The organism is Dyella choica, from assembly GCF_003977665.1.
Lineage (GTDB): Bacteria > Pseudomonadota > Gammaproteobacteria > Xanthomonadales > Rhodanobacteraceae > Dyella_B > Dyella_B choica.
Map to the genome: position 1 here is coordinate 241,160 of NZ_RYYV01000004.1, position 22,530 is coordinate 263,689.

Annotated in this window: 15 protein-coding genes; 8 read left to right on the forward strand and 7 right to left on the reverse strand. The window is 61.5% G+C overall.

The window, feature by feature from the left end; all coding sequences use genetic code 11:
- The first annotated feature begins 19 nt into the window (after positions 1–19).
- The 4 genes from EKH80_RS07175 to EKH80_RS07190 are packed head-to-tail and all read left to right on the forward strand — an operon-like array spanning position 20 to position 4,208.
- The gene (locus EKH80_RS07175; RefSeq protein WP_126684044.1) at positions 20–631 is read left to right on the forward strand and encodes a hypothetical protein; all 612 of its coding nucleotides are present in this window, start codon (positions 20–22) and stop codon (positions 629–631) included.
- A complete protein-coding gene (locus tag EKH80_RS07180) occupies positions 628–1,524 on the forward strand; it encodes a hypothetical protein (protein ID WP_126684045.1) in 897 nt (298 codons plus the stop codon). The genes EKH80_RS07175 and EKH80_RS07180 overlap by 4 nt, the downstream gene beginning before the upstream one ends.
- 18 nt (positions 1,525–1,542) lie before the next feature.
- Positions 1,543–2,361, forward strand: coding sequence for a M15 family metallopeptidase (locus EKH80_RS07185; RefSeq protein ID WP_126684046.1), 819 nt, complete (start codon positions 1,543–1,545; stop codon positions 2,359–2,361).
- A gap of 14 nt (positions 2,362–2,375) precedes the next feature.
- Positions 2,376–4,208, forward strand: coding sequence for a nickel-dependent hydrogenase large subunit (locus EKH80_RS07190; RefSeq protein WP_126684047.1), 1,833 nt, complete (start codon positions 2,376–2,378; stop codon positions 4,206–4,208).
- A gap of 57 nt (positions 4,209–4,265) precedes the next feature.
- Here EKH80_RS07190 and EKH80_RS07195 read toward each other — a convergent pair whose 3' ends face one another.
- The 5 genes from EKH80_RS07195 to EKH80_RS07215 form a co-directional block, all read right to left on the reverse strand.
- Positions 4,266–4,610 carry an ArsR/SmtB family transcription factor gene (locus EKH80_RS07195; RefSeq protein ID WP_230473478.1) on the reverse strand — a complete coding sequence of 115 codons (345 nt, stop codon included), beginning with the start codon at positions 4,608–4,610 and terminating at the stop codon, positions 4,266–4,268.
- Positions 4,607–5,473, reverse strand: coding sequence for an MBL fold metallo-hydrolase (locus tag EKH80_RS07200; RefSeq protein WP_126684048.1), 867 nt, complete (start codon positions 5,471–5,473; stop codon positions 4,607–4,609). The genes EKH80_RS07195 and EKH80_RS07200 overlap by 4 nt, the downstream gene beginning before the upstream one ends.
- Before the next feature lie 12 nt (positions 5,474–5,485).
- Entirely contained in the window at positions 5,486–5,887 is a 402-nt protein-coding gene (locus EKH80_RS07205) for a DUF6691 family protein (protein WP_126684049.1), read from the reverse strand.
- Entirely contained in the window at positions 5,884–6,312 is a 429-nt protein-coding gene (locus tag EKH80_RS07210) for a YeeE/YedE family protein (protein ID WP_126684050.1), read from the reverse strand. Before EKH80_RS07210 ends, EKH80_RS07205 begins: the two co-directional genes overlap by 4 nt.
- A gap of 196 nt (positions 6,313–6,508) precedes the next feature.
- A complete protein-coding gene (locus tag EKH80_RS07215; protein WP_126684051.1) occupies positions 6,509–7,606 on the reverse strand; it encodes an NADH:flavin oxidoreductase/NADH oxidase in 1,098 nt (365 codons plus the stop codon).
- Between the two features lie 82 nt (positions 7,607–7,688).
- Here EKH80_RS07215 and EKH80_RS07220 point away from each other — a divergent pair, with 82 nt between their 5' ends.
- Positions 7,689–8,030: an ArsR/SmtB family transcription factor gene (locus tag EKH80_RS07220; protein WP_126684052.1), complete on the forward strand. Its 342-nt coding sequence runs from the start codon at positions 7,689–7,691 to the stop codon at positions 8,028–8,030.
- 12 nt (positions 8,031–8,042) lie between these two features.
- Here the strand turns inward: EKH80_RS07220 and EKH80_RS07225 are convergent, their stop codons facing one another.
- Positions 8,043–9,173: a PilT/PilU family type 4a pilus ATPase gene (locus EKH80_RS07225; protein ID WP_126684053.1), complete on the reverse strand. Its 1,131-nt coding sequence runs from the start codon at positions 9,171–9,173 to the stop codon at positions 8,043–8,045.
- A 328-nt stretch (positions 9,174–9,501) separates the two neighbouring features.
- Between EKH80_RS07225 and EKH80_RS07230 the strand changes: the two genes are divergently transcribed.
- The 3 genes from EKH80_RS07230 (at position 9,502) to EKH80_RS07240 (ending at position 13,865) form a co-directional block, all read left to right on the forward strand.
- A complete protein-coding gene (locus tag EKH80_RS07230; protein WP_126684054.1) occupies positions 9,502–11,598 on the forward strand; it encodes a phosphocholine-specific phospholipase C in 2,097 nt (698 codons plus the stop codon).
- Positions 11,599–11,799: 201 nt separating this feature from the next.
- A complete protein-coding gene (locus tag EKH80_RS07235) occupies positions 11,800–13,062 on the forward strand; it encodes a PA3715 family protein (protein WP_126684055.1) in 1,263 nt (420 codons plus the stop codon).
- Positions 13,053–13,865, forward strand: coding sequence for a PA3715 family protein (locus EKH80_RS07240; RefSeq protein ID WP_126684056.1), 813 nt, complete (start codon positions 13,053–13,055; stop codon positions 13,863–13,865). Before EKH80_RS07235 ends, EKH80_RS07240 begins: the two co-directional genes overlap by 10 nt.
- 310 nt (positions 13,866–14,175) lie before the next feature.
- Here EKH80_RS07240 and EKH80_RS07245 read toward each other — a convergent pair whose 3' ends face one another.
- The gene (locus EKH80_RS07245) at positions 14,176–22,485 is read right to left on the reverse strand and encodes a beta-1,3-glucanase family protein (RefSeq protein WP_126684057.1); all 8,310 of its coding nucleotides are present in this window, start codon (positions 22,483–22,485) and stop codon (positions 14,176–14,178) included.
- Positions 22,486–22,530 lie beyond the last annotated feature (45 nt).

A 22,530-nucleotide genomic window follows, 5' to 3' on the forward strand; every position in this document is an offset into this window, starting at 1 on the left:
TCTCCGCCAAGGTTCCCCCATGCACACATTCTCTTCCAAGCAGTACATCCCGGCAGAAGGCCTGCTGACCCGCATTGTCGACCAAGACGAAGTGTTGACGCTGGACTACCAGGAAGCCACGCGTCGTCATCAGCGCTCGCTCTGGTGGGGCACTGCCGTGGGCTATCGCGCCATGCAAGTTGCGGCCGTCGCGCTTTCGGCAGAAAGCCTTTGGCGGCGCGACAACCTGGTCGTCGTCAGTGCCCATCCCGGACCCGGCGTGCTCGACTCACTGAACTACGTCACGCTGTGCGCCGACCGCGGCACGCTGACCGTGCTGCAGAACGACCATTGCGTCAATCGCTGCAATAGCGAGATGAAATTCGAGTGGTGGGTCAGCGACGGCGACCGCACCGCCCACATCAGGCTCGACGAAGACTTCGTTCCGCGCGAATTCTATGAATTGATCGATCGGCGCGTGTACAGCGAAACCCGTGCCGACGATGACAAGCTGTTCGAGCTGTACAAGGTGAACCTGTCCTCGCGGATCTGGGTGGCGCCGCTGGAGCAAAGCTTTACGTTCGAGTTGCTGCCGCCGATGGCGCGGGGGGAACGGCCGGTTGGCCACGCTTGGGTCAAGGAACCTGCATGACGGAAAGCCCGTTTCCGCTTGCAATGGACCCGCTGAAGGACGAGATTCCGGCGAGAATGCTTGTGCTGGCGAGTGTGGCAGAACCACCACGTGACTACGACGGCGACCTGTTCGGGCATTATCCCGGCATGAAGCTCGGACGCATGTCCGATGTCGACTTTTTTGCGGGGAAACTGTGCGACCTGGCAGCGCAGGTGCTTGCGGAAGGCACGGCGGACGATGAGTGGGTGTTGACCGCACCGGCCTATTACCGGCTTCCCGCCGGCGCCAATCTGCTGGCGGAGCGCATGCACAGCATGCTGTGCGATCGAGGCGTCGCATTGTCGCTCGTGGCATTGCGACAGTCGTTCGAACAGATCGCCGTGCACAGCCTCGAGGAGTTTCGGCTCTCCCACGACTACAGCCTGAGCCCGCTGGCCCAGCGCGTCATCGAACGGCAACGCCTGCACGATATGGCGCCTTCGGACCCAAGCCGGCGGCGCTTCGCCAAGCGCAAGGTGATCGTCGTCAACGATATTCACGTCACCGGCACGCAGCAGCGCTTCATGCAACTCGAACTGGCGGCGGCCGGTGCCAGTGAGTGTCATTGGCTGTATATCTTCCACATCGAGGATGAGCTGGCACGTGCTTGCCCAGAGATCGAACACCGTATCAACAACAGCGACCTGGCCGATCTCGACAGCTATGCAGCCCTGCTGTCGGATCCGGCAACGCGCCACACAGCGCGCTGCCTGGCGCGTCTGTTCAATACAGAACCCGATCAGTTCCGCTATCTGGTCGCCACACTGCAACCGAATGCGCGCGAACGGATCTATCGCCTGGCGAGGGACGAGGAGCGCTATGACATCCCCTTATTCGCCGAAAAAATGCGCCTACTGGCCGGTAGCGACTAGACGGAGGCAAATCCGATCATGTACGCCATCAATTACCGTATCCCCCAAGTCGACCTGGCGGAAATCCGCAAGCCGCACTACCAGATTCCGCTGGACCGCTCTTCCGGGTTGTTTGCCGAGGAAATGGTCGACGTGCGCGACTACGGCCTCAGCTTCCTGTCCTGGCATGCCATCGATGACGGCAGCAATGCGCCTTATGGCAAGCCAATCGCCGGCAGCAGGACCGACGGCTGGCTGCGCAGGACGTTCGCCGAAAAGCTGGCGCGCGCCGACCGATTGCTTGCCGAGTACGATGCGCAATTGCTGATTCTCGACGCCTACCGTTCGATCGAATGCCAGCACGGACTGTGGGGATTTTTCTGGGAACTTGGGCGCAAGGAGAACCCCGCGGCGAGCGACGAAGACCTGCGCCAATATGCGTCGCGCTACCTGCGGGACCCGCGCACCTTTGATCGCAACGACGCACGCACGTTCCCCATACACTGCACCGGGGCATCCATCGACGTCGTGCTGCGCAGCCGCTCGACGGGGCAATGGCTCGACATGGGTTCGCGCTTCGACGAATACACCGAGGCCAGCGTCACCGACTACTTCGAACGCCAGCTGCTGCAGGATGCGATCAGCCAGGACGACCACCGGCTGTGGAACCGGCGCCTGTTGCACTGGGCGCTATCGAGCCAGGACATTACCAACGACCCGCTGCTGTACTGGCACCACGACTGGGGCAACCAGATCTGGATCAAGGTCAAGCGGGCGGTCTACGGCGACGCGCTGGAGACGGCCTGGTACGGCTACGTCGACGCCCCGCCCCGGTCCCCGGCCGCGCTCGCAGGCTGAAGGAGCATTTGCCTATGGACTTTCAAACGCAGCCCCGCGCGATGACGGGGAACCCGGACGCGGTCGGCGAATTGAGCGCTGCGATGATGCGCGAGTTGCGTGCACGCAATCGTGCGAACCTCGCCGCGGCGGCGGCGCAGACCGACCCGCTGGCACGGCTCGAAGGCAGCCTGGCCGTGCATTGCCGAGTCGATCTTGCCAGCCGCACGATGCTGGAAAGTGCTTCGATGGCCAGCTTGTTCAAGGGCTACGAAGCGCTGCTGCCAGGGCGCGACTTGAGCAAGGTCGGACTGATCAGCGCGACCGCCTCCGGCATTTGCGGCGGCGTCCACGCCACTGCCTCGGCGCTGTGCCTGGAGATGGCGCTTGGCCTGGCGCCGCCGCCTCTGGGCATCGTGTTGCGCAACCTGCTTTTGAGCTGTCAGTACCTCAACGACAGCTGCCTGCATCTGTTCGTACTGGCCGGACCAGACTATTCGCGCCAGGCGTTCGAACGGACCAATCCGGAAATCTGGAACCGTGCAGTAAAGGCACCGTCCCGCCACGCGCAACAGCACGGCTACACGCGCATCGGCGACCTCATGGCCGCGCTCGACAAAGGAACTGGCGCCTTGTACCAGGAGGCGCTGCAGATGGCGGCACGCGCACGCCAGGCCTACACGCTGCTGGGCGGCAAATACCCGCACTCGGAATCGATCGTTCCTGGCGGGGTGGCGCTCCTCGCCGACGCGGCCAAACTCGCCGAATTCAGCGCTGTGTTGCAGCCGTTTGCCGCCTATAGCCAAAAGGCCGCCGCGGTCTGGGACGAAGTGTTCGACTTCCTGCTGGAGATCGAACCGCGCTACGCCGAACTCGGGCGCGCGCGCGCCTCGATGCTCGACTTTGGCCAATGGGATCATCCGGATCACTACGACGGCAGCTACGCACGCTGCGACATCTGGGGTGCGCAGCGCTGGTCAACGCCAGGTGCGCTGATCGATGGTCAGCTGGCCTGCACCGAGCTGAGCCTGCTCAACGCTGGCATCGAAGAACATCTGGACCACTCCTATCAGCAGCGCGCAGCCGAACCGCGCGCCTTCATCAGCACTGATCCGAACGGTAACCCCATCTCGCGCTTCCATCCCTGGAACAAGAGGACCGAACCCGCCAAAGCGCACAATCCCCACGCGTATAGCTGGGGCTCAAGCTTTGCCTGGCGCGGCCACAATTTCGAGGTCGGAGCCTATGCGCGCCTCTACTTGAGTGCAGCGGCGCGAGCTCTGCCACCCAGCAGGCATGTTGCGGCCGATGGCGCTGGACTGGATTTCAGCTTACCGGATGAAATGGGCCGGGAACTCGCCTTGCGCTGGAATATCCCTGCACTATGGAACACCTTTGAGCGCAACCGCGCCCGTGCGTACTCCCTTGCGTTCAACCTTGGCGTAACGCGCGAGAATATCGCGCTGGCCGAGGCGGCCATTGCTTCGGGCGAAACCAGAACGCGCGTATCGCTCGATAATCTACCAACCGGGCGGTGCCTCGGTGTCGGCTTGTGGGGCGCCAGCCGCGGTTTCCTTGCGCATTGGGCCGTGCTGGAGAGTCAGGTGATCGACAACTACCAGATCGCCATCCCTTCGCGCATCAACGTCGGAACGCGCATGCCGGATCGTACTCCGGGACCGCTGGAGCAAGCCTTGTCCAACACGCGCATCGTTGAAAGCCGCTACAGCGGTCCGGATGATTTCACCGGCATCGATATCCAGCGTGTCGTGCAAAGCTTCGATCCATGCATGGATTGCACGGTTCATATCCTGATCGGTGATGGCGCAACGGTACTGGAACGCACCATCGATACGCGCGCCCGGTAATCGTAGGCTCGGTTGTAAAACCCTGCATTGCCATGCACACAACCCGCGCGATGCTACTCAGCGCTTGCAAAGCACCTCATGCAACGCCGCCATCAGCGCATGCACACGCTCATCGCTGATGCGGTAATAGATCGACTGCCCTTCACGACGCCCCTGGACGAGGCCCTCGCGCCGTAACAAGGACAAATGCTGCGACACCACGCTTTGCGCCACCCCCAGCGTCTCGGCGAGGTCGTTGACCGAACGTTTGCCGTCCAGCATTTGACACAGCAGCAGCAAGCGGTTCTGGTTGCCGACGGCCTTGAGCATGCCCACGACATCCTCAGCGCGGCGTTGCATGGCCTGGATATCCAGGCTTCCGGCCTGCCGCTTGCGGGACGTGCCGGCAGGCATCCTGCTCATAGGGCATCCAGCGGCAGCTTGAGATAGCGAATGCCATTCTCCTCGGCCGCCGGCAAGTGTCCCGCCCACATGTTGACCTGCACCGATGGCAGCAGCAGCCGCGGCACGGCCAGCCTGGCATCCCGCTCAGTACGCAAGCGTACGAACTCCTCTTCGCTCACCCCCTGACGCAGGTGGATATTGTTCCGCTTCTGCTCGCCCATCGTCGTCGCGTAGCCATAGTCTTCGCGGCCCGGCGGCTTGTAGTCGTGACACAGGAATACGCGGGTGTCGTCCGGCAGCTCGAACAGCTTGCGCGAAGAGCGATACAACACAGCGGCGTCGCCGCCGGGGAAATCGCAACGTGCCGAGCCATAGTCCGGCATGAACAGCGTATCGCCGACGAAGGCCGCATCGCCGATCACGTGTGTCATGCATGCAGGCGTATGCCCGGGCGTGTAAAGGGCGACGGCCTCGATGCTGCCCAAGTGATAATGTTCACCGTCCTTGAACAGATGGTCGAATTGGCTGCCATCGCGCCGGAATGCCGCCCCCGCATGGAACAGTTCACCGAACACATCCTGCACGGCCGCGATGTGCTCACCGATAGCCACTTTTCCGCCCAATCGGGCTTGCAGGTAGGGCGCCGCCGACAAGTGATCGGCATGCACATGGGTTTCGATCAGCCAGACCAGCGACAAGCGCATCGCTTGCACGAAGGCCACGATGGCATCGGCCGAGACGTGGCCGGTGCGTCCCGAGGCCGGGTCGAAATCGAGCACGCTATCGATGATTGCCGCTTCGCGCGTCGCCGGATCCCACACCACGTAACTGAAGGTGTTGCTGGATGCGTCAAAGAATGCCTTGACCTCAGGAGCTGTCATGCGCGGTTTCCTTCAAATACGATCAGCCAATCGCCAGCCCAGCACCATCGCGGCAACCAGGCCCCCTATCGGCAGCATGTCGCCTGCCAACGACACCAGGGCCGGCCCCGGGCAATAGCCGGCAAGCCCCCAGCCCACACCAAAGATAGCTGCGCCGCCCACCAGGCGCACATCGATACGGCGCGTTTCCGGCAGGCGAAAACCATCGGCCAGCCATGGTGTGGACCGTCGCCACGACCAGCGGTAACCGAGCATCGTGACCGGAATCGCTCCCAGCATCACGAACAGCAGGCGCGGGTCCCAGGCACCGGCCACGTCCAGAAAGCCTAGCACCACCGCCGGCTGCGTCATGCCACCCAGCACCAGGCCAACACCAAGGAGCAATCCCGCCAACCCGGCCATCAGGAACTTCATGCGGGCAGACCTCCGATAATGTGCCGCACCACGAACACTGTGGCCATGGCCGTGAGCATGAACACCACGGTCGCCACCATCGAGCGTGGCGAAAGGCGCGCCACCCCGCATACGCCGTGGCCACTGGTGCAGCCACGGCCCAACCGGGTCCCCACCCCCACCAACAGACCTGCCGCAAGCATCCAGGGCCAGCCAACCTGGGGCACTCCCACGCGGGTTCCCGGCCACCACCACAAAGCCACCGGCGCCGCGACCAGGCCGAGAAGAAAACTGACGCGCCACGCGCGATCCCCTGGCGACACACCCGATACCAGGCCCGCAGCGATGCCGCTGATCCCAGCGACCCGACCCAATGAGCCCATCAGCAAGACGGCGGCCAAGCCAACCAGAACACCACCCAAGGTGGCGAAGAGCCAGGCATGCATAATAATATTCGCATATTAGATACTTCTAATATATCACACATGTGTTCTACCGGGCAATGCGGCTGCCGCGTCACCTCGAAACGTAGGCTGGGATGACAATCCCAGCATCGCGTGGCTTGCGTGCATGGCAAAGCAGGGTTTCGCAACCCAGCCTACGCGCGTTCAGTGCGGTGACGCGTATGCGGAGAAGATCGGGTCATGCCGCTTCGTAGCGCTCCAGCCAATGGGCATAAGACGCAGGCAGCGTCCACGACGCGCGCTCGACACCCAAGGCGCGAGCAGCTTTGTAGGTCCAATGCGGATCGGCGAGATGAGCCCGGCCGACCATCACCAGGTCGAGCTGCCTGTCCTGCAGCACACGCTCGGCCAATTCAGGAGTACCGATGCCCCAGGCCGAGGCAACCGGAAGGCCCGCCTCGCGGCGCACCCGCTCGGCGATCGGTGCCAGAAAGGCGGGCGCCCACGGAATGCTGGCCGTGGGCGTGGAAAAACCAACACTGACACTGAGCAAATCCAATCCTCGCTGCTTGAAGCCCTTGGCCAATTCGATGGATTCGGCCAGCGTCTCATTGTCGCGTCCGTCGTATTCGATCACGCCAAAACGGGCGGTGAGCGGCAAATGCTCGGGCCACACCTCGCGCACCGCAGCCAGGGTTTCAAGCAGGAAGCGGCTACGGTTCTGAAGGCTGCCGCCATAAAGGTCATCACGCTGGTTGGAGTGCACCGAGAAAAAACTCTGCGCCAGATAGCCATGGGCGAAGTGCAATTCCAGCCATTCAAAGCCGGCATCGCGCGCGCGCCGAGCTGCCGCAACGAAGTCCGCGCGCACGCGAGCGATGTCTTGCAGGGTCATCGCCTGTGGCGGCTTGGACAGATGGGCGCCGAAGGGTACGGCCGAAGGAGCGATGGTCTGCCAGCCACGCGCATCGTCCACGGCGATATGGTCATCGCCCTCCCACGGCACATTCGCGCTGGCCTTGCGGCCGGCATGGGCGATCTGGATGCCGGGCACCGCGCCTGCCGCCTTGATCGCCTCGACCACCGGTACGAAAGCCCGCGCCTGCTGATCCGTCCACAATCCGGTGCAACCGGGCGTGATGCGGCCTTCAGGCGACACCGCGGTCGCCTCCACGATGACCAGGCCGGCGCCGCCGCGCGCCAGGCCAGCAAGGTGCACACGGTGCCAATCGTTGATCAGGCCGTCTTGCGCCGTGTACTGGCACATTGGCGGAACGGCGATGCGATTGCGCAGGGTGACATCCTTGAGTTTGAACGGTTCGAACAGGGCGGGCATGGGGAGGGCTCCGGGTTGATGTACTATTGTTCGATAATAATCGAACTTTCAAAGAAAGGTCAAAGGCCTTACCATTCCACCGATGCGTCCGTACAAACACCCCGCCGCCGACCAACTGACCCTCGAGCGGATTTTTCACGCCCTCAGCGATCCGATCCGGCTGGAAATCGTCCTGCATCTGGCACGCGTGGAGACCGCCACCTGCGGAGAGCTGGACGGCGATCGCCCCAAGTCAAGCATGTCCCACCACTTCCGCATCTTGCGCGATGCGGGGCTGGTACATACGCGCGCAGAAGGCACCACCCATCAGAACAGCTTGCGCCTCACGGATCTCGATGCGCGTTTTCCGGGGCTGATGCATGCGATCCTTGCGCAGGCCATGAGCGGTGGCGCGGCTTCCGCCAAACCTAGGCGCAAACGCTGAGCAAACCGGGGCCTACCTGCCCAGCTTCAAGGACAGCGGCACGTCGATCCCTTCCACTACGCTGGGCGCGATTCCACGTGGCGCCGGCCCCTGCAGGCGGACCTGCAAGGCCAGATCGGTGCGCGAGTCCGCATGCTCCAGTGCCTCCGCGTAATCGATCGTACCGGCAGCATAAAGCGCGTACAGAGCCTGATCGAAAGTTTGCATGCCGACCTCGCTGTTCTGCCTCATGGCATCGCGGATGGTCGCAATCTCGCCCTTTTCGATCAGCTCGGAAATGTAGGCGGTGGTCAACAGCAGTTCCACCGCCGGCACGCGGGTGCCATCAACAGCATGCAGCAGACGTTGCGAGACGACTGCCTTGAGATTGAGGGACAGATCGATCAGCAACTGATGCCGTGCGGTATCGGGAAAGAAATTGAGAATGCGGTCGAGCGTCTGGTTGGCATTGTTGGCATGCAGCGTCGAAAGGCATAAATGGCCGGTCTCGGCATAGGAGATGGCCTGCTGCATGGTTTCCCGGTCGCGGATTTCGCCGATCATGATGACATGGGGCGCCTCGCGCATGGCATTGCGCAGCGCATCGGGATAGCTCAGGGTGTCGATGCCGACCTCGCGCTGGTCGACGATCGATAGCCGATGCTGATGCAAGTATTCAATCGGGTCTTCGACAGTGAGGATATGCCCGCTACGATTACGGTTGCGATAGTCGATCATCGAAGCCAACGTCGTCGATTTTCCCGAGCCGGTGGCTCCCACCACCAGCACCAGTCCACGCGGCAACATCACCAGGTCGCGCAGTTTCGACGGCAGGCGCAAGCTATCGATGTCCGGAATGTCCGTGGTGATGTAGCGAATCGCAATCGCGACTTCGCCACGCTGCCGATAGATGTTGACCCTAAACCGGCCGATGCCTGCCGGCGCGATACCGAGGTTCATCTCGAGGGTGGACTCGAAATCCTTCTGCTGGCGGTCGCTCATTAGCGAATACGCAATCGCATGGGTATCCACCGGCGAGAGCACCTTGTCGCCGATATAGCGCGACATGCCCGCAACAACCAGCGCAGGTGGCGCGCCATGGCTCAGGTAAAGGTCGGACGCATGCTCGGTCGCCATGCGGGCCAGCAGATCGGAAATGTCCATGCCCTCACCTCTTTGCGAAGGAAAACATCGAACCGGCGCTTGGGGCGGACTTTAGAACTTCGTCCGGCTGCCGGCAACTGATACGTTTTCAGCGCCTTTTTGCCGCCCTCGTTCAGCATCGACGGGATTTGCGAAGCGTTCCCATTCACCTACAGACGAACCCTGAGTTGAAGCTGCACAACATCGCTTGCACCACAACTGGCGTGCAAGAGCCGTGAAAAGCAATGCCGTTGTACACGCCGTTACACACGTCGCACCCGCGTCACAAAACCGGCATACGGAACGCTTATCGTTGATCGAACAACTCGGACGCAGGCGCGAGGCTCCCATGGTCGAGATGAATCGCCGTAAGTTTCTTGCGTTGTCGATCAAGGCTGCTGCCCTTGGCGTTACCGGATACACACTGGGCGGCACCATCAAGCCGGCGCGGGCCGCCTCCACCGCCAGTACGGGCAGCATCACCGACATCCGGCACGTGGTGATTCTCATGCAGGAGAATCGCAGCTTCGACCATTATTTCGGCACCCTGCAGGGTGTGCGCGGCTTTGGCGACAGGGCCGGCATCACGCTTTCCGGCGGCTATTCAGTATTCAATCAACCAAACCTGCTGTCGCGCCAATACCCCTGGGCCTTCAACACTACTTCGCCCCTATTCGGGCAAAGCAGCGAAGTGGTCACTCAATGCGATGGCAGCCTCGATCATTCGTGGTCGACCCAGCATGGGGCCTGGAACAACGGCAAGATGGATTCGTGGGTAGCCGCCAAGGGCACGGTACGCACGCTCGGTTATCTTACGCGTCAGGACATTCCGTTCCACTACGCCCTCGCCGACGCGTACACCGTCTGCGATCATTATTTCTGTTCCATCCTCAGCGCCACCGGCCCCAATCGCACTTACCTGTGGAGCGGCATGATCGATCCGTCCGGGAAGAACGGCGGCCCTGCGTACAACGGCGGTTCCGAATCCGGCCTCAGCTGGGAGACCTATGCCGAGGAACTTGAGGCTGCCGGCGTGAGCTGGAAGCTGTACCAGAACTCCGCCGACAATTTCGGCGACAACGGCCTGGCCTATTTCAACCAGTTCGCCAACGCGCCCACGTCCAGCCCGCTGTATCAGCAAGGCATGGCGTCAGTGCCGAACACTACCGGTTCCACGCCCGATGACATCGCCCTGGCCATCCGCAACGACGTGCTCAACGGCACTCTGCCGCAGGTGAGCTGGATCGTGGCCAGCCAGGACTACTCCGAGCACCCCGACGCACCGCCGGACAATGGTGCGCATTTCCTCAGCCTGGTGCTGCAAGCGCTGGCGGCCGACGAGGATACGTTCAACTCCACCGTGCTCATCCTCAATTACGACGAGAACGACGGCTTCTTCGATCACGTGCCGCCACCGGTTCCGCCTGGCGGTACGGCCGGCGAGTTCATCAGCGTGAATGGCCAGACGCAACCGATCGGCATGGGCTTTCGCGTGCCGATGATCATCTGTTCGCCGTGGACACGCGGAGGTGTCGTCGATTCACAGATCTACGACCACACCTCGGTGATCCGCTTCCTGGAAACCTGGACGAGCGCACTGGGCACGCCGGCGATCTGCCCGTCGATCAGCGCGTGGCGGCGCCAGGTCAGCGGCGACCTCGCCGGCGCCTTCGATTTCAACAATCCAATCTTGGGCCTGCCGAGCAATTTGCCCGCCACCAATACGGTCATCAATCGCACCGGCACGTGTGATCCGCTGCCGAATCCCGGCAACGGCAATGCGCCCAACAGTCTTCCAGCACAGGAGCCAGGCACGCGTACCGCGCGCGCCCTGCCCTACCAGCCGGATGCCAATATTTCTTCGGTCCAGTACGGGGCGAACGGCCAGATCCTGGTCTGGATACAGATGCTCAATGTCGGCCCCGTCGCCACCCGCGCGGTGCCACTGGCGATTTACGCCAACGCCCACCGCAGCGGAGGTCCGTGGCAATACACGGTCGATGCGTATGGCAACGGCAGCAACGGTGCGGTCAGCGATTACTTCAATGTTGGCAGCGGCTACGGCAGTGGCAGCTATGACCTGACCGTGGTCGGTCCCAACCGCTTTCTGCGCCGCTTTGCCGGTGATCTCAACAACGCGGGCCGGAACTGCAGCGTCACCTCGTCCTATGCCATCGATCCTGTCTCCGGCCAGCTGGCGATCTACTTCGCACTGAGCAATGCCGGCAGTGAATCGGCCACCTTCACCCTCAGCGCCAACAACTACACCAGCGAAGGTCCCTGGACCTACGACGTCGCTGCCGGCGCCACGGTCGATACCTACTTCGCCGCCGTGGCAAAAACCGATGGCTGGTACGATTTCACCCTCACCCTCGGTAACGATTCCAGTTGGATACGTCGTTACACCGGGCACCTTGAGACGGGGAATGCATCGGTAACCGGGTAGGCCATCGCCCGACAAAGCGCCCGCCGCTTCGCGGCTTTGCCATAATCGTCGGCCAAATTGGCGCGACTGGGGAAACGGCTGCACCTGCCCTGTGTCGACTGATCCTGTCGAACAACGATAACCGGCTTAATGGATGCCTCGGGGCTTGGGATGAGAACAAGGCTCGCTTTGTGGTTTTGCTTGGGTTTGCCCTGGGCATGCATGGCAAGCTCTCCGCAGGAACCGATGGAAGCTGGCGCGCAGACGGCGCAGCTTTGCAAGCCGTCCGAAATCGACGCCGTGGCCGAATTCCTCAACTTGCTCACGCTCGAATGGAAGTCCGACGATGGAGAACCCAGGGATTCCATCCTGGTAGCCGCTGCCTGCAAAGCCAATCCTGCGGCGCGAGGTCAGACGATCGTTGCGGTCGCCTACGATGCCGGCAAGCAAGATAGCAAGGCGCTGGGCATCATCCTCCTGGACAATGGGCATCAACGGGTATTGGCCGACTACCAAGGCGAGATCGGCGAAGATCCGATGATGTCGGTCCGAACGGGAAGCCTTTGGATCGACACGGCCAACTACGCCTTGACGGAAGGCGTGCGGGCCTTTGCCGTGGACCAGCTCGGCGGTTACTCACCCAATTGCGGAGACGGTGGCGTGGGTCCATCGCGTAATTTGTATGTACGCGAAGGGAGGCGGATACGGCCTGTATTGAACGCGATGTACATGTCGTATTGGGAGTTCATCCGGCGAGGCCAGGATCGCTGCAATAGTGACGCCGATCCCGATGCGCCGACCGTCATCGGCGACACCACTTTGTCTTTGGCGATGGCGCCGACCTCATCGCACGGGTATCGCGACCTGCTGGTCACTGCAACCTTCTCGCGGGACGATAAGCGGGCCGAGAATGATGAAAGAAATCCGAAGGAATTGTCGCCTCTGCACTATGTCCTGCATTACGACGGCAAGCAATACAACACGGATATAGTGCAGCTTGCGCTATCCTGCGGGGCTTGCTGGCTTCCCCCTGCCATTGTCGTAAAGGCTACTCCTGCGACAGCGGCATCCACCAAGGCCGCTGCCATTCCCTTTTTGCCCTCCATGCAGGTACAGATGGTGGTGCGCAAACCGGATGCGATCCTGGTACAACATTTTGGCGACGAGGCGCATCTCAACTGGCTACCGCGCGACGCGCTGGCTCAGCCGTCCGACTTCAAGCCGCTGACTGCCTGGCATGGCCAGGCATCGCTTCAGGTAAAGGCAGAGTACCTCGGCGATATCGGCGGGACCTATCGATTCCTGCCGGATGGCGGTTTCACCCTGGACCTCGAGGAAGCGCAGAGAACGACGGTTAGAATCACGGGCCATCTCTACACGTACGGACCGGTCCTCAAGGCGCATTGGCCCGCCGGTGATGAGTATTTATGGTTGCAAGCAGACGGCAAGTTGTGCGCACTGAATCGCGCAGGAAAATGCAAATGAAAATCCGCTTAGCCAGAGCCTCGATCTTGCTTGCACTGTCCTTGCTGGCATGGAACTGCCACGCTGCCGAGGATCAGAACTGCAGTGCAGACGTCTCCAGCAAACTCAACACCTACTTCAAGCGAAAGCCCGAGGACCTGGCCCTGTGTCACGCCAAAGCGTTTCCGGGAGATCCGCAGCTCACCATTGCGGTCTCAGCCCATGTCGACGCGGGAAGCGACTCCGACAAGTTCAAGAGCTATACCGGGCATGTTGCCGTGCTCGATCGATCCACCGTCATAGCCTCGTACGAGGATGAGTATGAAGAAGATGACGGCTTTGGACTCGGCGACCTTGTCATCGACACGGCTCCCTACATCCTCGCATCAAACACCAGGGCCTTTGGCGTAAGGCTTTTCAATAGCCCGCCTCCACATTGCAATGATGCCTCTCAAAACAACTCGCTGACCCTTTACATCCATGAACCAGCGAAATTGCGCCCCATCCTCAGCATCGACACCGAATACTGGCGAAATATAGAGGGCGTATGCAGTTCAGCGCGAACAGTCATAAACAAATACGCCAAGCTGTACCTGAGTATCAGCAAGAGCAGCACGAATAAGTTCAACGACATCATCGTTACGGCCGTGTCGCACTACGAAATCGCCGGCGAAGACGGAAAAACCACCATCGTCAACGTAAAGCCTTACGTGGAAATCCTGAAATTCAACGGCAAGGACTACGGCTCTCTCTCAAGCGGATTCGAGGCCTGGTTCAACGCCGACCAATTGCACGATCACGCAATGTCTTCCGACGCGCACTGAAAAGTCAGGCCGATGTAGAAATGTTGGAGCCGCACGCTTTGGGGCGGCACGCTTTTGGGCGGCACGCTTTTGGGCGGCACTGTATGCGCGCCCGGCTGCACTCCATCGCGTAGGCTGGGATGGCAATCCCGGCATTCCACGCGACATCCTGATGCTGGGATTGTCATCCCAGCCTACGTGCTGTTTGAGCTTACCGCGAGATTGCTTCACCCCACCCCAGCCCTCCCCTACTAAACGTAGGGGAGAGAGCAGTTTGTGGCAACGATGAAGCAATACGCTCAAGTGTGCCATTCGATGCAAAATCGCGGCATCACCAGCCGATCCCGAACGCCATGTGCTCAGGTTGCTGCGTCACAATCGTTGTGCTCTGGTTGTTGTTGTCGTCGTACGAGAAGCCATATGCCAAACCTCCGACCGAGTGCTGGTGCCAGAACTGTGAATAGGAGTTCGCCGGCGAAGACTGGTAATAAGTCGAGGCCGTCGCCCAGTTCGCAGGAGTAAGCAGCACGCCGCGATTCGTCGCCGAACAGATCTGATTCTGCAATTGCAACTGGATGGCGTTTTCGTCCTGTTGCTGGGGCGAACTGCCCGCCACGCCACTGGCCATCGTCCCAGCGCACAGCAACACATCCTGCGTGGACGGCTGTTGCACGACATAGGTCTCCCCGACGTTGGCCGCAGCCGGATTGACCTCGGTAAAGGTCAAGGTCGAGCCGGAGGCCTTTCCGCTGAATTGGCGACCATTGACAGTCAAAGTCACCGGAGTACTGCTGTACTGCGTCCACGCGCTGGCGATGTAGCTGTCGAAGTAGTTCCCATTGGCTCCACCGGCGTTGAAGGTGGTTTCCGCCGGCGACAGGATGCGCAAATTGCTAGGAGTCGGCGTGTGGAATGCGGCCGGCGTCTGACTGAGGTACTCCTGGTCGAGATTGGCGATCGACTCATTGATGCCCACCTGCATGTGGTAGGTCTCGTTGGCGCCCCACACATCCAGCAGCAGCGGCAGGCCAAACTGATTCACCTGGGTGGTGTTGATATAAATGCCGCCATTGGCTGCGTAGTTGAACTCGTACCAGTCGTAGTGGACGTTGATGTTGGGGTCGGTGTTGTTTTGCGGATTGGGCCCGGCATAGCCATTGTTGCCGCCGTTCGCGCCCGCCATGATGGACATGTACAGCGGGTTGCCTTCCGAAATGTAGATGCGCCCGGAAGTGATCGGCGGCAGCTTGAGCTGGTGGTTGGCCTGGGCAAGCGTGAATGCATAGTTGGGATACGTCTGCCCGTTCGGCCCGACCAGTGCATTGGCGGCCGTGTTATCCGCTACGTTGGCCAACGTGATCGTGCCGTCGTAGTTGACCCAGGCCAGCTTGCCGGTAGCCGGATCATTGCCGAGGATCTCGACATAGATCTGGTTGTCCGTCCATGCGCCGTTGGTGTTGTTGTTGAGGTCGGTGACGATATAGCCGGGAACTACCGTGTAGCTGGGCGCAAGATTGACGCTAAGCGTGGCCGCCGAAGAGGTGGCAGACCCGGCGGCATTGCTGGCCGTCACCGTGAAGCTGCTGGCGTTGTCGCCATACGTGGCCCCCGGGGTGGTGTAGCTTGCGCTCGTTGCCCCCGCAATGGCTGCGCCATTCTTGTACCACTGATAAGTCGGTGAGCTACCGCTGGCAACCACGGAGAACGTGGCCGTCCGCCCGATCGTGACCGTTTGGTTGACTGGCGCCGTGGTAATGGCAGGTACCGTTGCCGTCGGCTGCGCCGATGTCGTAGCCAGGGCCGTGTTGGAGGCTGGCGAAGCACCTGCCGCGTTGACTGCATCGACCGTGTACGAGTACGCGGTTGAAGCTGTCAGGCCAATATCGTTGTAGGCGGTTCCGGTCAGGCCATTCGCAACGGCAGCAGCATTGCGACTGACCGTATACGTCACTCCAGGCGTGGCCGATGCCGTCCAGCTGAGGTCGATCTCGCTGGTTGAAACGGACGTCGCGGTCAGGTTCGTCGGCGCAAGCGGAATCGACAGGGTGCTGGCGCTGCCTTGCGCCGTCGGCGCCGACGTGCCGGTCGTATTGGAAGCCTCTACGACATAGTAGTAGGTGGTGTTCTGCGCCAGGCCGGTATCCGAATAGCTGGTACCGCTTGCCGTGCCAATTTGATTGGCGCTGGAGGGCGTAAAGCCGGCCGTGGTGCTGCGGAAGATGTCGTAGACCACGCCCGAGGCCGACGACGCCGTCCAGCTCAGGTTGATCTGGCTGGTGGAAACCGGCGTCACGGTCAGTTTGCTGGGCGAGCCAGGCGGCGGGGCAATCACTTCGATACCGTTGATCTCGGCATTGTCGGTGACCGTGGTGAACTGCAGCACGATCTGCCCTTGCGCATTGGCGGTCGTTGTAAAGGGCTCGACGATCGCAACGTCCTGGCCACCGGCGGTCGCCACGATGTCGAAGTTGCTCAACACCTGCGTGCCATTGATGCCCACGTTGAACACGCGCTGCCCCGCCTTGGTCCAGTAGAACTCGGCGAAGTGCAGGCGCACTACGTAGCTGGCCCCTGCAGTCAACCCCGGAAGCGTATAGGTGAAATTGTTGCCCACGCGCTGGTGCTGGTACACCGACTGGGGAGCAGGATTGGTCACGCCGGCGGTAGTGATGGTCGAGCCGGTGCCGGACGCTGCACCACCATTGAAGTACTCATCGGCGACGTAGCTGCCCGATGCGGAACCGCCCGCACTGATCGCCAGCACTTCCGAACCGCAGCCCGACACGCAGTCCACATCGAACGTGGTGGCCGTGGCGGTATTGGAAGCCACCGACGTGCCCACCGAATCGACCGCTTCGATCGTGTAGGAGTAGGCGGTGGAGGATGTCAGGCCGGTATCGCCATAGCTCGTACCACTAAGGTTGTTGGCCACGGCCGTTCCATTGCGGAACACGCTGTAAGTCACGCCCGGCGTCGCCGAGGCCGTCCAGCTCAGATTGATCTGGCTGGAGGAAGCCACCGTGGCCGACAGGTTCGACGGCGCATTGGGCGGCGTATTGGCTGCATTTGCGTTTTCGATCTCGATGCCGTTGACCTCGGCATTGTCCTTGACTGTGCTGAACTGCAGCACGATCTGACCCTGAGCATTGGCCGTCGCCGCAAACTGCTCGGCGATGGCAATGTTCTTCCCTCCGGCGGCGGCAATCACATCGAAGTTGGTCAGCACTTGCGTGCCGTTGATGCTCACATTGAACACACGCTGCCCAGCTTGAGTCCAATAGAACTCGTCGAAGTGCAGGCGCACCACGTAACTGGTGCCTGGCGTCAGGCCGGGAAGCGTATACGTGAAGTTGCCGAAGCGTTGATGCTGGTAGACCGACTGCGGCGCAGGATTGCTTACTCCATTGATATTGATCGCCGCATTGCTGCCCGAGGCCGTGCCGCCATTGAAATCCGCATCGGCGACGAAATTGCCGGCAGCAGGACCACCCGCGCTGATGGCGATGGCATCCGAACTGTTGCAGTTCGTCGTGCAGGTCGAAGCGGAGGTCGTTGCCGTGGCCGTGTTGGAGGCTGCCGAAGCGCCCACCGCATCGGTGGCTTCAACGATGTAGTAATACGTGGTGCCGGCAGCCACGCTCGTATCTGCATAGGCCGTTCCGGTCGAGGTAGCCAGTTGATTGGCGCCCGAAGGAGTGAAACCGGCAACCGTGCTGCGATAGATGGTGTAACCGACCGTGCATGCGCTACCGGCCGTGCTCGCCCCCCACGTCAGGTTCACTTGGGTAGAGCCATTGGCGCCGGCAGTCAATGTACCTGGCACGCTCGGAGCAGCGCTACAGCTATTCACTTGTGCAGTGAGCGTGGCATTGCTGCTGTTGACCGTGCCGAACACATCGCCGACAGCCACGCTGAAGACCGCACCATTGTCAGCCGTCGTGGTGGCCGGCGTCGTGTAGCTGGCCGATGTTGCTCCGGCGATGACCGTTCCGTTCTTGGACCACTGGTAGCTCAAGGTACCCAGACCGGTGGCCGTCACGCCGAAGGTTGCCGTCTGTCCGACGGCCACGCTCTGACTGGCCGGCTGCACCGTTATGGTGGGCGCCGCTCCGGCGTCGGTGCCGGAGGTGCACAGCGTGGCGCCAGGATAGTTGTTGGTGACCTGGTAAGCCGAGCTGCCGTCGAAGTTCACCACGGCGGTCTTGGTGGAATCGTTCGGATCCACCGTCGAGGTCCAGGTACTCCAGGTTCCCGAGTAGGCGCAGGTGGCATTGTTCACGCCACCGATGCTGTGTGCTTCCGATTGCGTGGGCAAACGCATATTGATGCCCGCACAGTACGCCTGGGCATTTACACCGGTGAACTGCGAACCCGGCGTAGTGTCCGTGGTAACGGTGCGAGTCCAGGTCAGACCGGTCAGGTTGTCCGTCACCAGGCTCGCGTTCGACGCATTGACTGTATAACGCTCCGATGCACCGCCGCATTGCGGCACGTTGTAGACCTGGAACTCAAAGACCGAGTAGCCGTACTGCGTCGCGCGCTGGGTGCCGTTCAGACGGACATAGCGAGCGCTTACCGTCGGGAAGCCGAGCGTTTCCGTTCCGCCTGCACCGGTGGTTGTGCTGTAGGCCGTCTTCCACGAACTCCCATCGCTGCTGTAGAGGATCTGATACTGGGTCGCATAGGCGTTCTCCCAGTTGATGACGACCGTATTGAAGAGCTGTACCGAACCCAGGTCGACCTGCAGCCACGAGGGATCGACACCGGGAACGGCAGGCGTCGGCGGTGCACCGGCAGTCGCCGAACCCCAGCGAGAGGAAAGATTGCCGTCGACGGCATTCTCCGGCCCCAGGCAATTCGTGCCGGAATACGGCGGCGTGGTCGTTGCGTCGTTGCACGCATTCTGCGTGCTGCTTGAGGTCGCAAGCGCGTCCAGGGCCAGGTTTACGCCTGGCGGCGCGAGCGTGATTTTTGCCGCGTTGCTGGTGACCGGCGCATTGGCGGCATTGTTCACCGTTACGGTGTAGGTGCCTACATTCGCGACACTCACCGCAGGGATCGTGTACGTGAGCGTATTGGTCTGTTGCGTACCGCCGCTGAGAACGGTGGCGGTGCCACCCGGGGGCGTGAACTGCCATTGATAGGTAAACGGCGCCGAGCCGCCGACGACAGCCGTAAATTGCACGGGCTCATTCACCGGCACGATGGTGCTGGTCGGTTGCGTGGTGAAGGACACGGGTGTTGCAGCGCCAACCGTCACCGCAACGGTACCGGATTGCACCGAACCCAGTGCATTCGTGACGACGACATAGAAGCTTTCGGTTCCAGCCGCGGTGAATAACGGCGTGGTGTACGACGCTTGTGTGGCACCCGCGATAGCGCCGGAGCCGGCCTGGTACCACTGGTAGGTGAGTTGGGGGGAGCCCGTTGCCGCCACGGTCAGCGTGGCCGAATCCCCTACCACAATCGCTTGGGCAACTGGCTGCGTGGTGATCACCACGTTGGCAGGCGCATCGACGCTGAGAGTCACCGGCGTCGATGTCACCGTGCCGGAACTGCTGGCGATCGTCACCGTGAAGGTGTCGCCGTTGTCTGCAGCAGTTGTTGCCGGCGTAGTGTACGTAGCGCTGGTTGCGCCGGCGATTGGGCCATTCTTGTCCGACCACTGATAGCTCAGCGTGCCCGAACCCGAGGCCACGACCGTGAAGGTCGCCGGATAGCCCGACGTGGCTGCCTCGTTCACCGGCGGAACGATAATCACCGGCGCCTGAGATTGCGAGGGTGCAACCGGCGCGACCGAACTCAACGTCACGCTGGCGCTTTGCAGCCCCGGCGCGCTCGCCGTTACGGTTACGGTCCCAGGCGTAAACGTGCTGCGCAGAGCAATCTTCTGCAATCCGCCTTCGAAATTCAGTTCCGGATCGCCGGGCGAATGGAAGAACGCATACGGCAAGCCCTGGATCACCGTGCTGTTCGCTTTGGAAAACGCGTCCTGGTAGTAGCTGGTCAAGGTGGGATCGGCAACGATCTGCTGGGTGCCGCCCATGTACGTAGCGGGTCCCGTAACGGAGAACGTGACATTGTCCGCCGCCGTGGGCACTAGGTTGCCGTTGGCGTCCTGTACTTGGGCAACCACGAAGGCCGCATCGGAACCATTGGCGGTCCACTGGAAACTCGCGCCGTCCGGCTTGGTCAGGTCAGGCACCACGCTGAGCACGATCTTGCTCTCCGCACCCGCGGTCGTCTGCGTATCGCTCACGCCCGCTACCGGGTTGCCGTTCGCATCCAGGCATTGCGCAGTAACGGTACCCGCCGCCCAGTTCGCCATCCAGTGAACCTGCCCGGGCATGACGGTGGTGTTCTGCGCCAGGTTCGCACTGGAATTGACGTTCCACGGATTCGGCACCTGGTCCGCCAGCAGCGTGCCGGTGACCGGGTCGTTGGGCTGGCCATTGATGAGCAGGCGCACCGAGGGGCAGTTGCTGAAGGCGTTCTCCTGGATCGGAGTGCCCGCGGTGTATTCGTAGGCGCGATTCCAGTGATGCGCCAGATGCACCACCGGCTTCACCGAATACGGTATCCAGTTGGCCTGGTAGATGTAGTAGAGCAAGCGCGGGAAACGATTCGCATCGGTCGAGGAGTAACCCAGCGAGCGTACGAAATTCGCCATGTTGGGTTGATTCTGGTATTCGGCCCACAGGCTGATCTCGCCCGGCGACTCAGCGAAATACCACTGCGCCATGCCGAAGGCATTGGCTGCCCTGCCCTTGCGCCAATCGTCGAGGTACGGCGCGGCAAATGCCAGCTCATAGTCGTAAGCCAGGCCGCGGCCAGTCCCCATGTTGTCCCAATACTCGGCGCCGAAGGCCGGATTGTTCGGGTTCTGCTGCTTGTTGCCGGCCTCGCAGCCGGCGCCGTCGCATTCGTCGATCAAACCGAAGGATGGGGCGTACGTGCGGTCGGCGCTGCCGCGCGGGTTGATGTTGTCCCACGTCGTCTCGATGGTCCCAAGCTCACTCGCAAGCGTCGTATTCATGCCGCCGTTGTCCCGCTCCCAATCGAGAACGGACGGATGGCTGCGGTCGCGAATGATCATGTCGCGATGCAGTTCCTGTTTCAGTTGCAGGTCGTCGGCGGTCGGGTTCGAACTGGCATTCCAGTAACCCTCGCCATCGCCGCTGGGCTGGTCGATCATGATGCCGTAGGCATCCGCGGCCTCCACCAGCTCCAGGCTGCTGGTCGAATGGCCAGGGCGGTACACGTTGCCGCCTTGCGCCGCAAGCTGCGCCATGTCGCGCCACACCTGTTCGTCGGGAACCGACGAGCCCAGGGCGGGATAGTCATAGCGGCCCGAGCCGCCCCACAGGTAGACGGGGTGGCCGTTGAAATAAGGAAAGTTCGCATCCCAGGTAATCGTACGAATGCCCAGCGTATCCTGCGTCGAATCGACCACGACACCATTCACGCTGATGATGTGGTAGACCTTGTACAGGTAAGGCGATCCGCACAATACCGCAGGCGTCCCGCAGGTCGCGTTGTTCGGATACCACAAGGTGGGATTGGGTATCGTAATCTTCTGGTCGAACATCGGCGTAGCGCCGGACGGGAACGTGGCGGCCGTCATTGCCGGCACGGACTGTGTGACCGGCGGCGTAGTCACCACCACATTGCCCTTGGCGTCGACGATCTGCGTGGTCAACGTAACTTGTTGCGCGACCGACGATTCATTCACCACATTAGTCTGCACGTCGACGACCGCCGAAGCGGCCGTTGCGGTGCCTTGTGCGGCTGCAACCTCGGATACCGTCCCAACGTAGGTACCCCAGGTCTTCTGATTCGAATAGACGTTCGGCGGGATATGCACCGGATGGGTGACATACAGCTTCACATTGCGGAACAAGCCCGCCATCGCCTGGCCGAAGCGGAAAGCGCCGGAAAAATTCGGCTGCTCGTACCACGGGGCGCCACGCGAAACATCGATGGCGATGACATTGTCCGTCTTGCCGTCCGTCGTGATATACGGCGTCAGGTCGACGATCACTGGCACGAAACCTACCACGTGCGTGGCTTGCGCATCGGCAGCGACCGCGCTGACGCCCTGCAACAACGTACCGTTGATAAAGACCTGGACACCGGTGTGCGAACCTTCGAGCCTCAGCAGGAACTTCTGGCCGGCGTACTTCGGGTCCACCTTGAAGTGCAGACGATACCAGTTGAAGTTACCCGTCAAGGACCCTTGGCCGCCGCCGGAAGCCTGGTTGATGAAGGTGCGCGGGATATTGGCATCGTAGGGCAAGCCCACTTGCATCCAGTTGCCGCTGGTATCGGTACTCTCGTTGAAGCCCGGCGTCGAGTACGCGGTTGAATTGTTGCTGTTCTCGAACCACCAGTTGCTTTGCGGAGCATTGGACGTCGAGCTTGCATTCCCTATGTATTGCGGAACGCCAGCGGCGAGGTTGATCGTCTGGCGCTGCGAGATCGGTAGCGTTGGCTCGACCTGTTGGGCATCGGCTTGACGTCCGCTCACCAACGCAAGCAATGCAGCAAGCATCGAGGCGAGCATCCGTACCCGGTCAGCCTTGATCGAGCCATCGCGCCCGGCGCCGTGGCCATCGGACGCAGGATTGCGTTTGGAGGCCATGAATTGCCATGTGCAAAAAATATGCAGTCCCACTGTCGTCCCCCT

What these genes read in the sequence shown, in the direction of transcription:
- EKH80_RS07195 (WP_230473478.1), bottom strand. Translation starts at nt 4,610, where the DNA reads ATGAGCAGGATGCCTGCCGGCACGTCCCGCAAGCGGCAGGCCGGAAGC.
- EKH80_RS07180 (WP_126684045.1), top strand. Translation starts at nt 628, where the DNA reads ATGACGGAAAGCCCGTTTCCGCTTGCAATGGACCCGCTGAAGGACGAG.
- EKH80_RS07245 (WP_126684057.1), bottom strand. Translation starts at nt 22,485, where the DNA reads ATGGCCTCCAAACGCAATCCTGCGTCCGATGGCCACGGCGCCGGGCGC.
- EKH80_RS07205 (WP_126684049.1), bottom strand. Translation starts at nt 5,887, where the DNA reads ATGAAGTTCCTGATGGCCGGGTTGGCGGGATTGCTCCTTGGTGTTGGC.
- EKH80_RS07210 (WP_126684050.1), bottom strand. Translation starts at nt 6,312, where the DNA reads ATGCATGCCTGGCTCTTCGCCACCTTGGGTGGTGTTCTGGTTGGCTTG.
- EKH80_RS07235 (WP_126684055.1), top strand. Translation starts at nt 11,800, where the DNA reads ATGGCAAGCTCTCCGCAGGAACCGATGGAAGCTGGCGCGCAGACGGCG.
- EKH80_RS07215 (WP_126684051.1), bottom strand. Translation starts at nt 7,606, where the DNA reads ATGCCCGCCCTGTTCGAACCGTTCAAACTCAAGGATGTCACCCTGCGC.
- EKH80_RS07225 (WP_126684053.1), bottom strand. Translation starts at nt 9,173, where the DNA reads ATGGACATTTCCGATCTGCTGGCCCGCATGGCGACCGAGCATGCGTCC.
- EKH80_RS07175 (WP_126684044.1), top strand. Translation starts at nt 20, where the DNA reads ATGCACACATTCTCTTCCAAGCAGTACATCCCGGCAGAAGGCCTGCTG.
- EKH80_RS07200 (WP_126684048.1), bottom strand. Translation starts at nt 5,473, where the DNA reads ATGACAGCTCCTGAGGTCAAGGCATTCTTTGACGCATCCAGCAACACC.
- EKH80_RS07240 (WP_126684056.1), top strand. Translation starts at nt 13,053, where the DNA reads ATGCAAATGAAAATCCGCTTAGCCAGAGCCTCGATCTTGCTTGCACTG.
- EKH80_RS07230 (WP_126684054.1), top strand. Translation starts at nt 9,502, where the DNA reads ATGGTCGAGATGAATCGCCGTAAGTTTCTTGCGTTGTCGATCAAGGCT.
- EKH80_RS07185 (WP_126684046.1), top strand. Translation starts at nt 1,543, where the DNA reads ATGTACGCCATCAATTACCGTATCCCCCAAGTCGACCTGGCGGAAATC.
- EKH80_RS07190 (WP_126684047.1), top strand. Translation starts at nt 2,376, where the DNA reads ATGGACTTTCAAACGCAGCCCCGCGCGATGACGGGGAACCCGGACGCG.
- EKH80_RS07220 (WP_126684052.1), top strand. Translation starts at nt 7,689, where the DNA reads ATGCGTCCGTACAAACACCCCGCCGCCGACCAACTGACCCTCGAGCGG.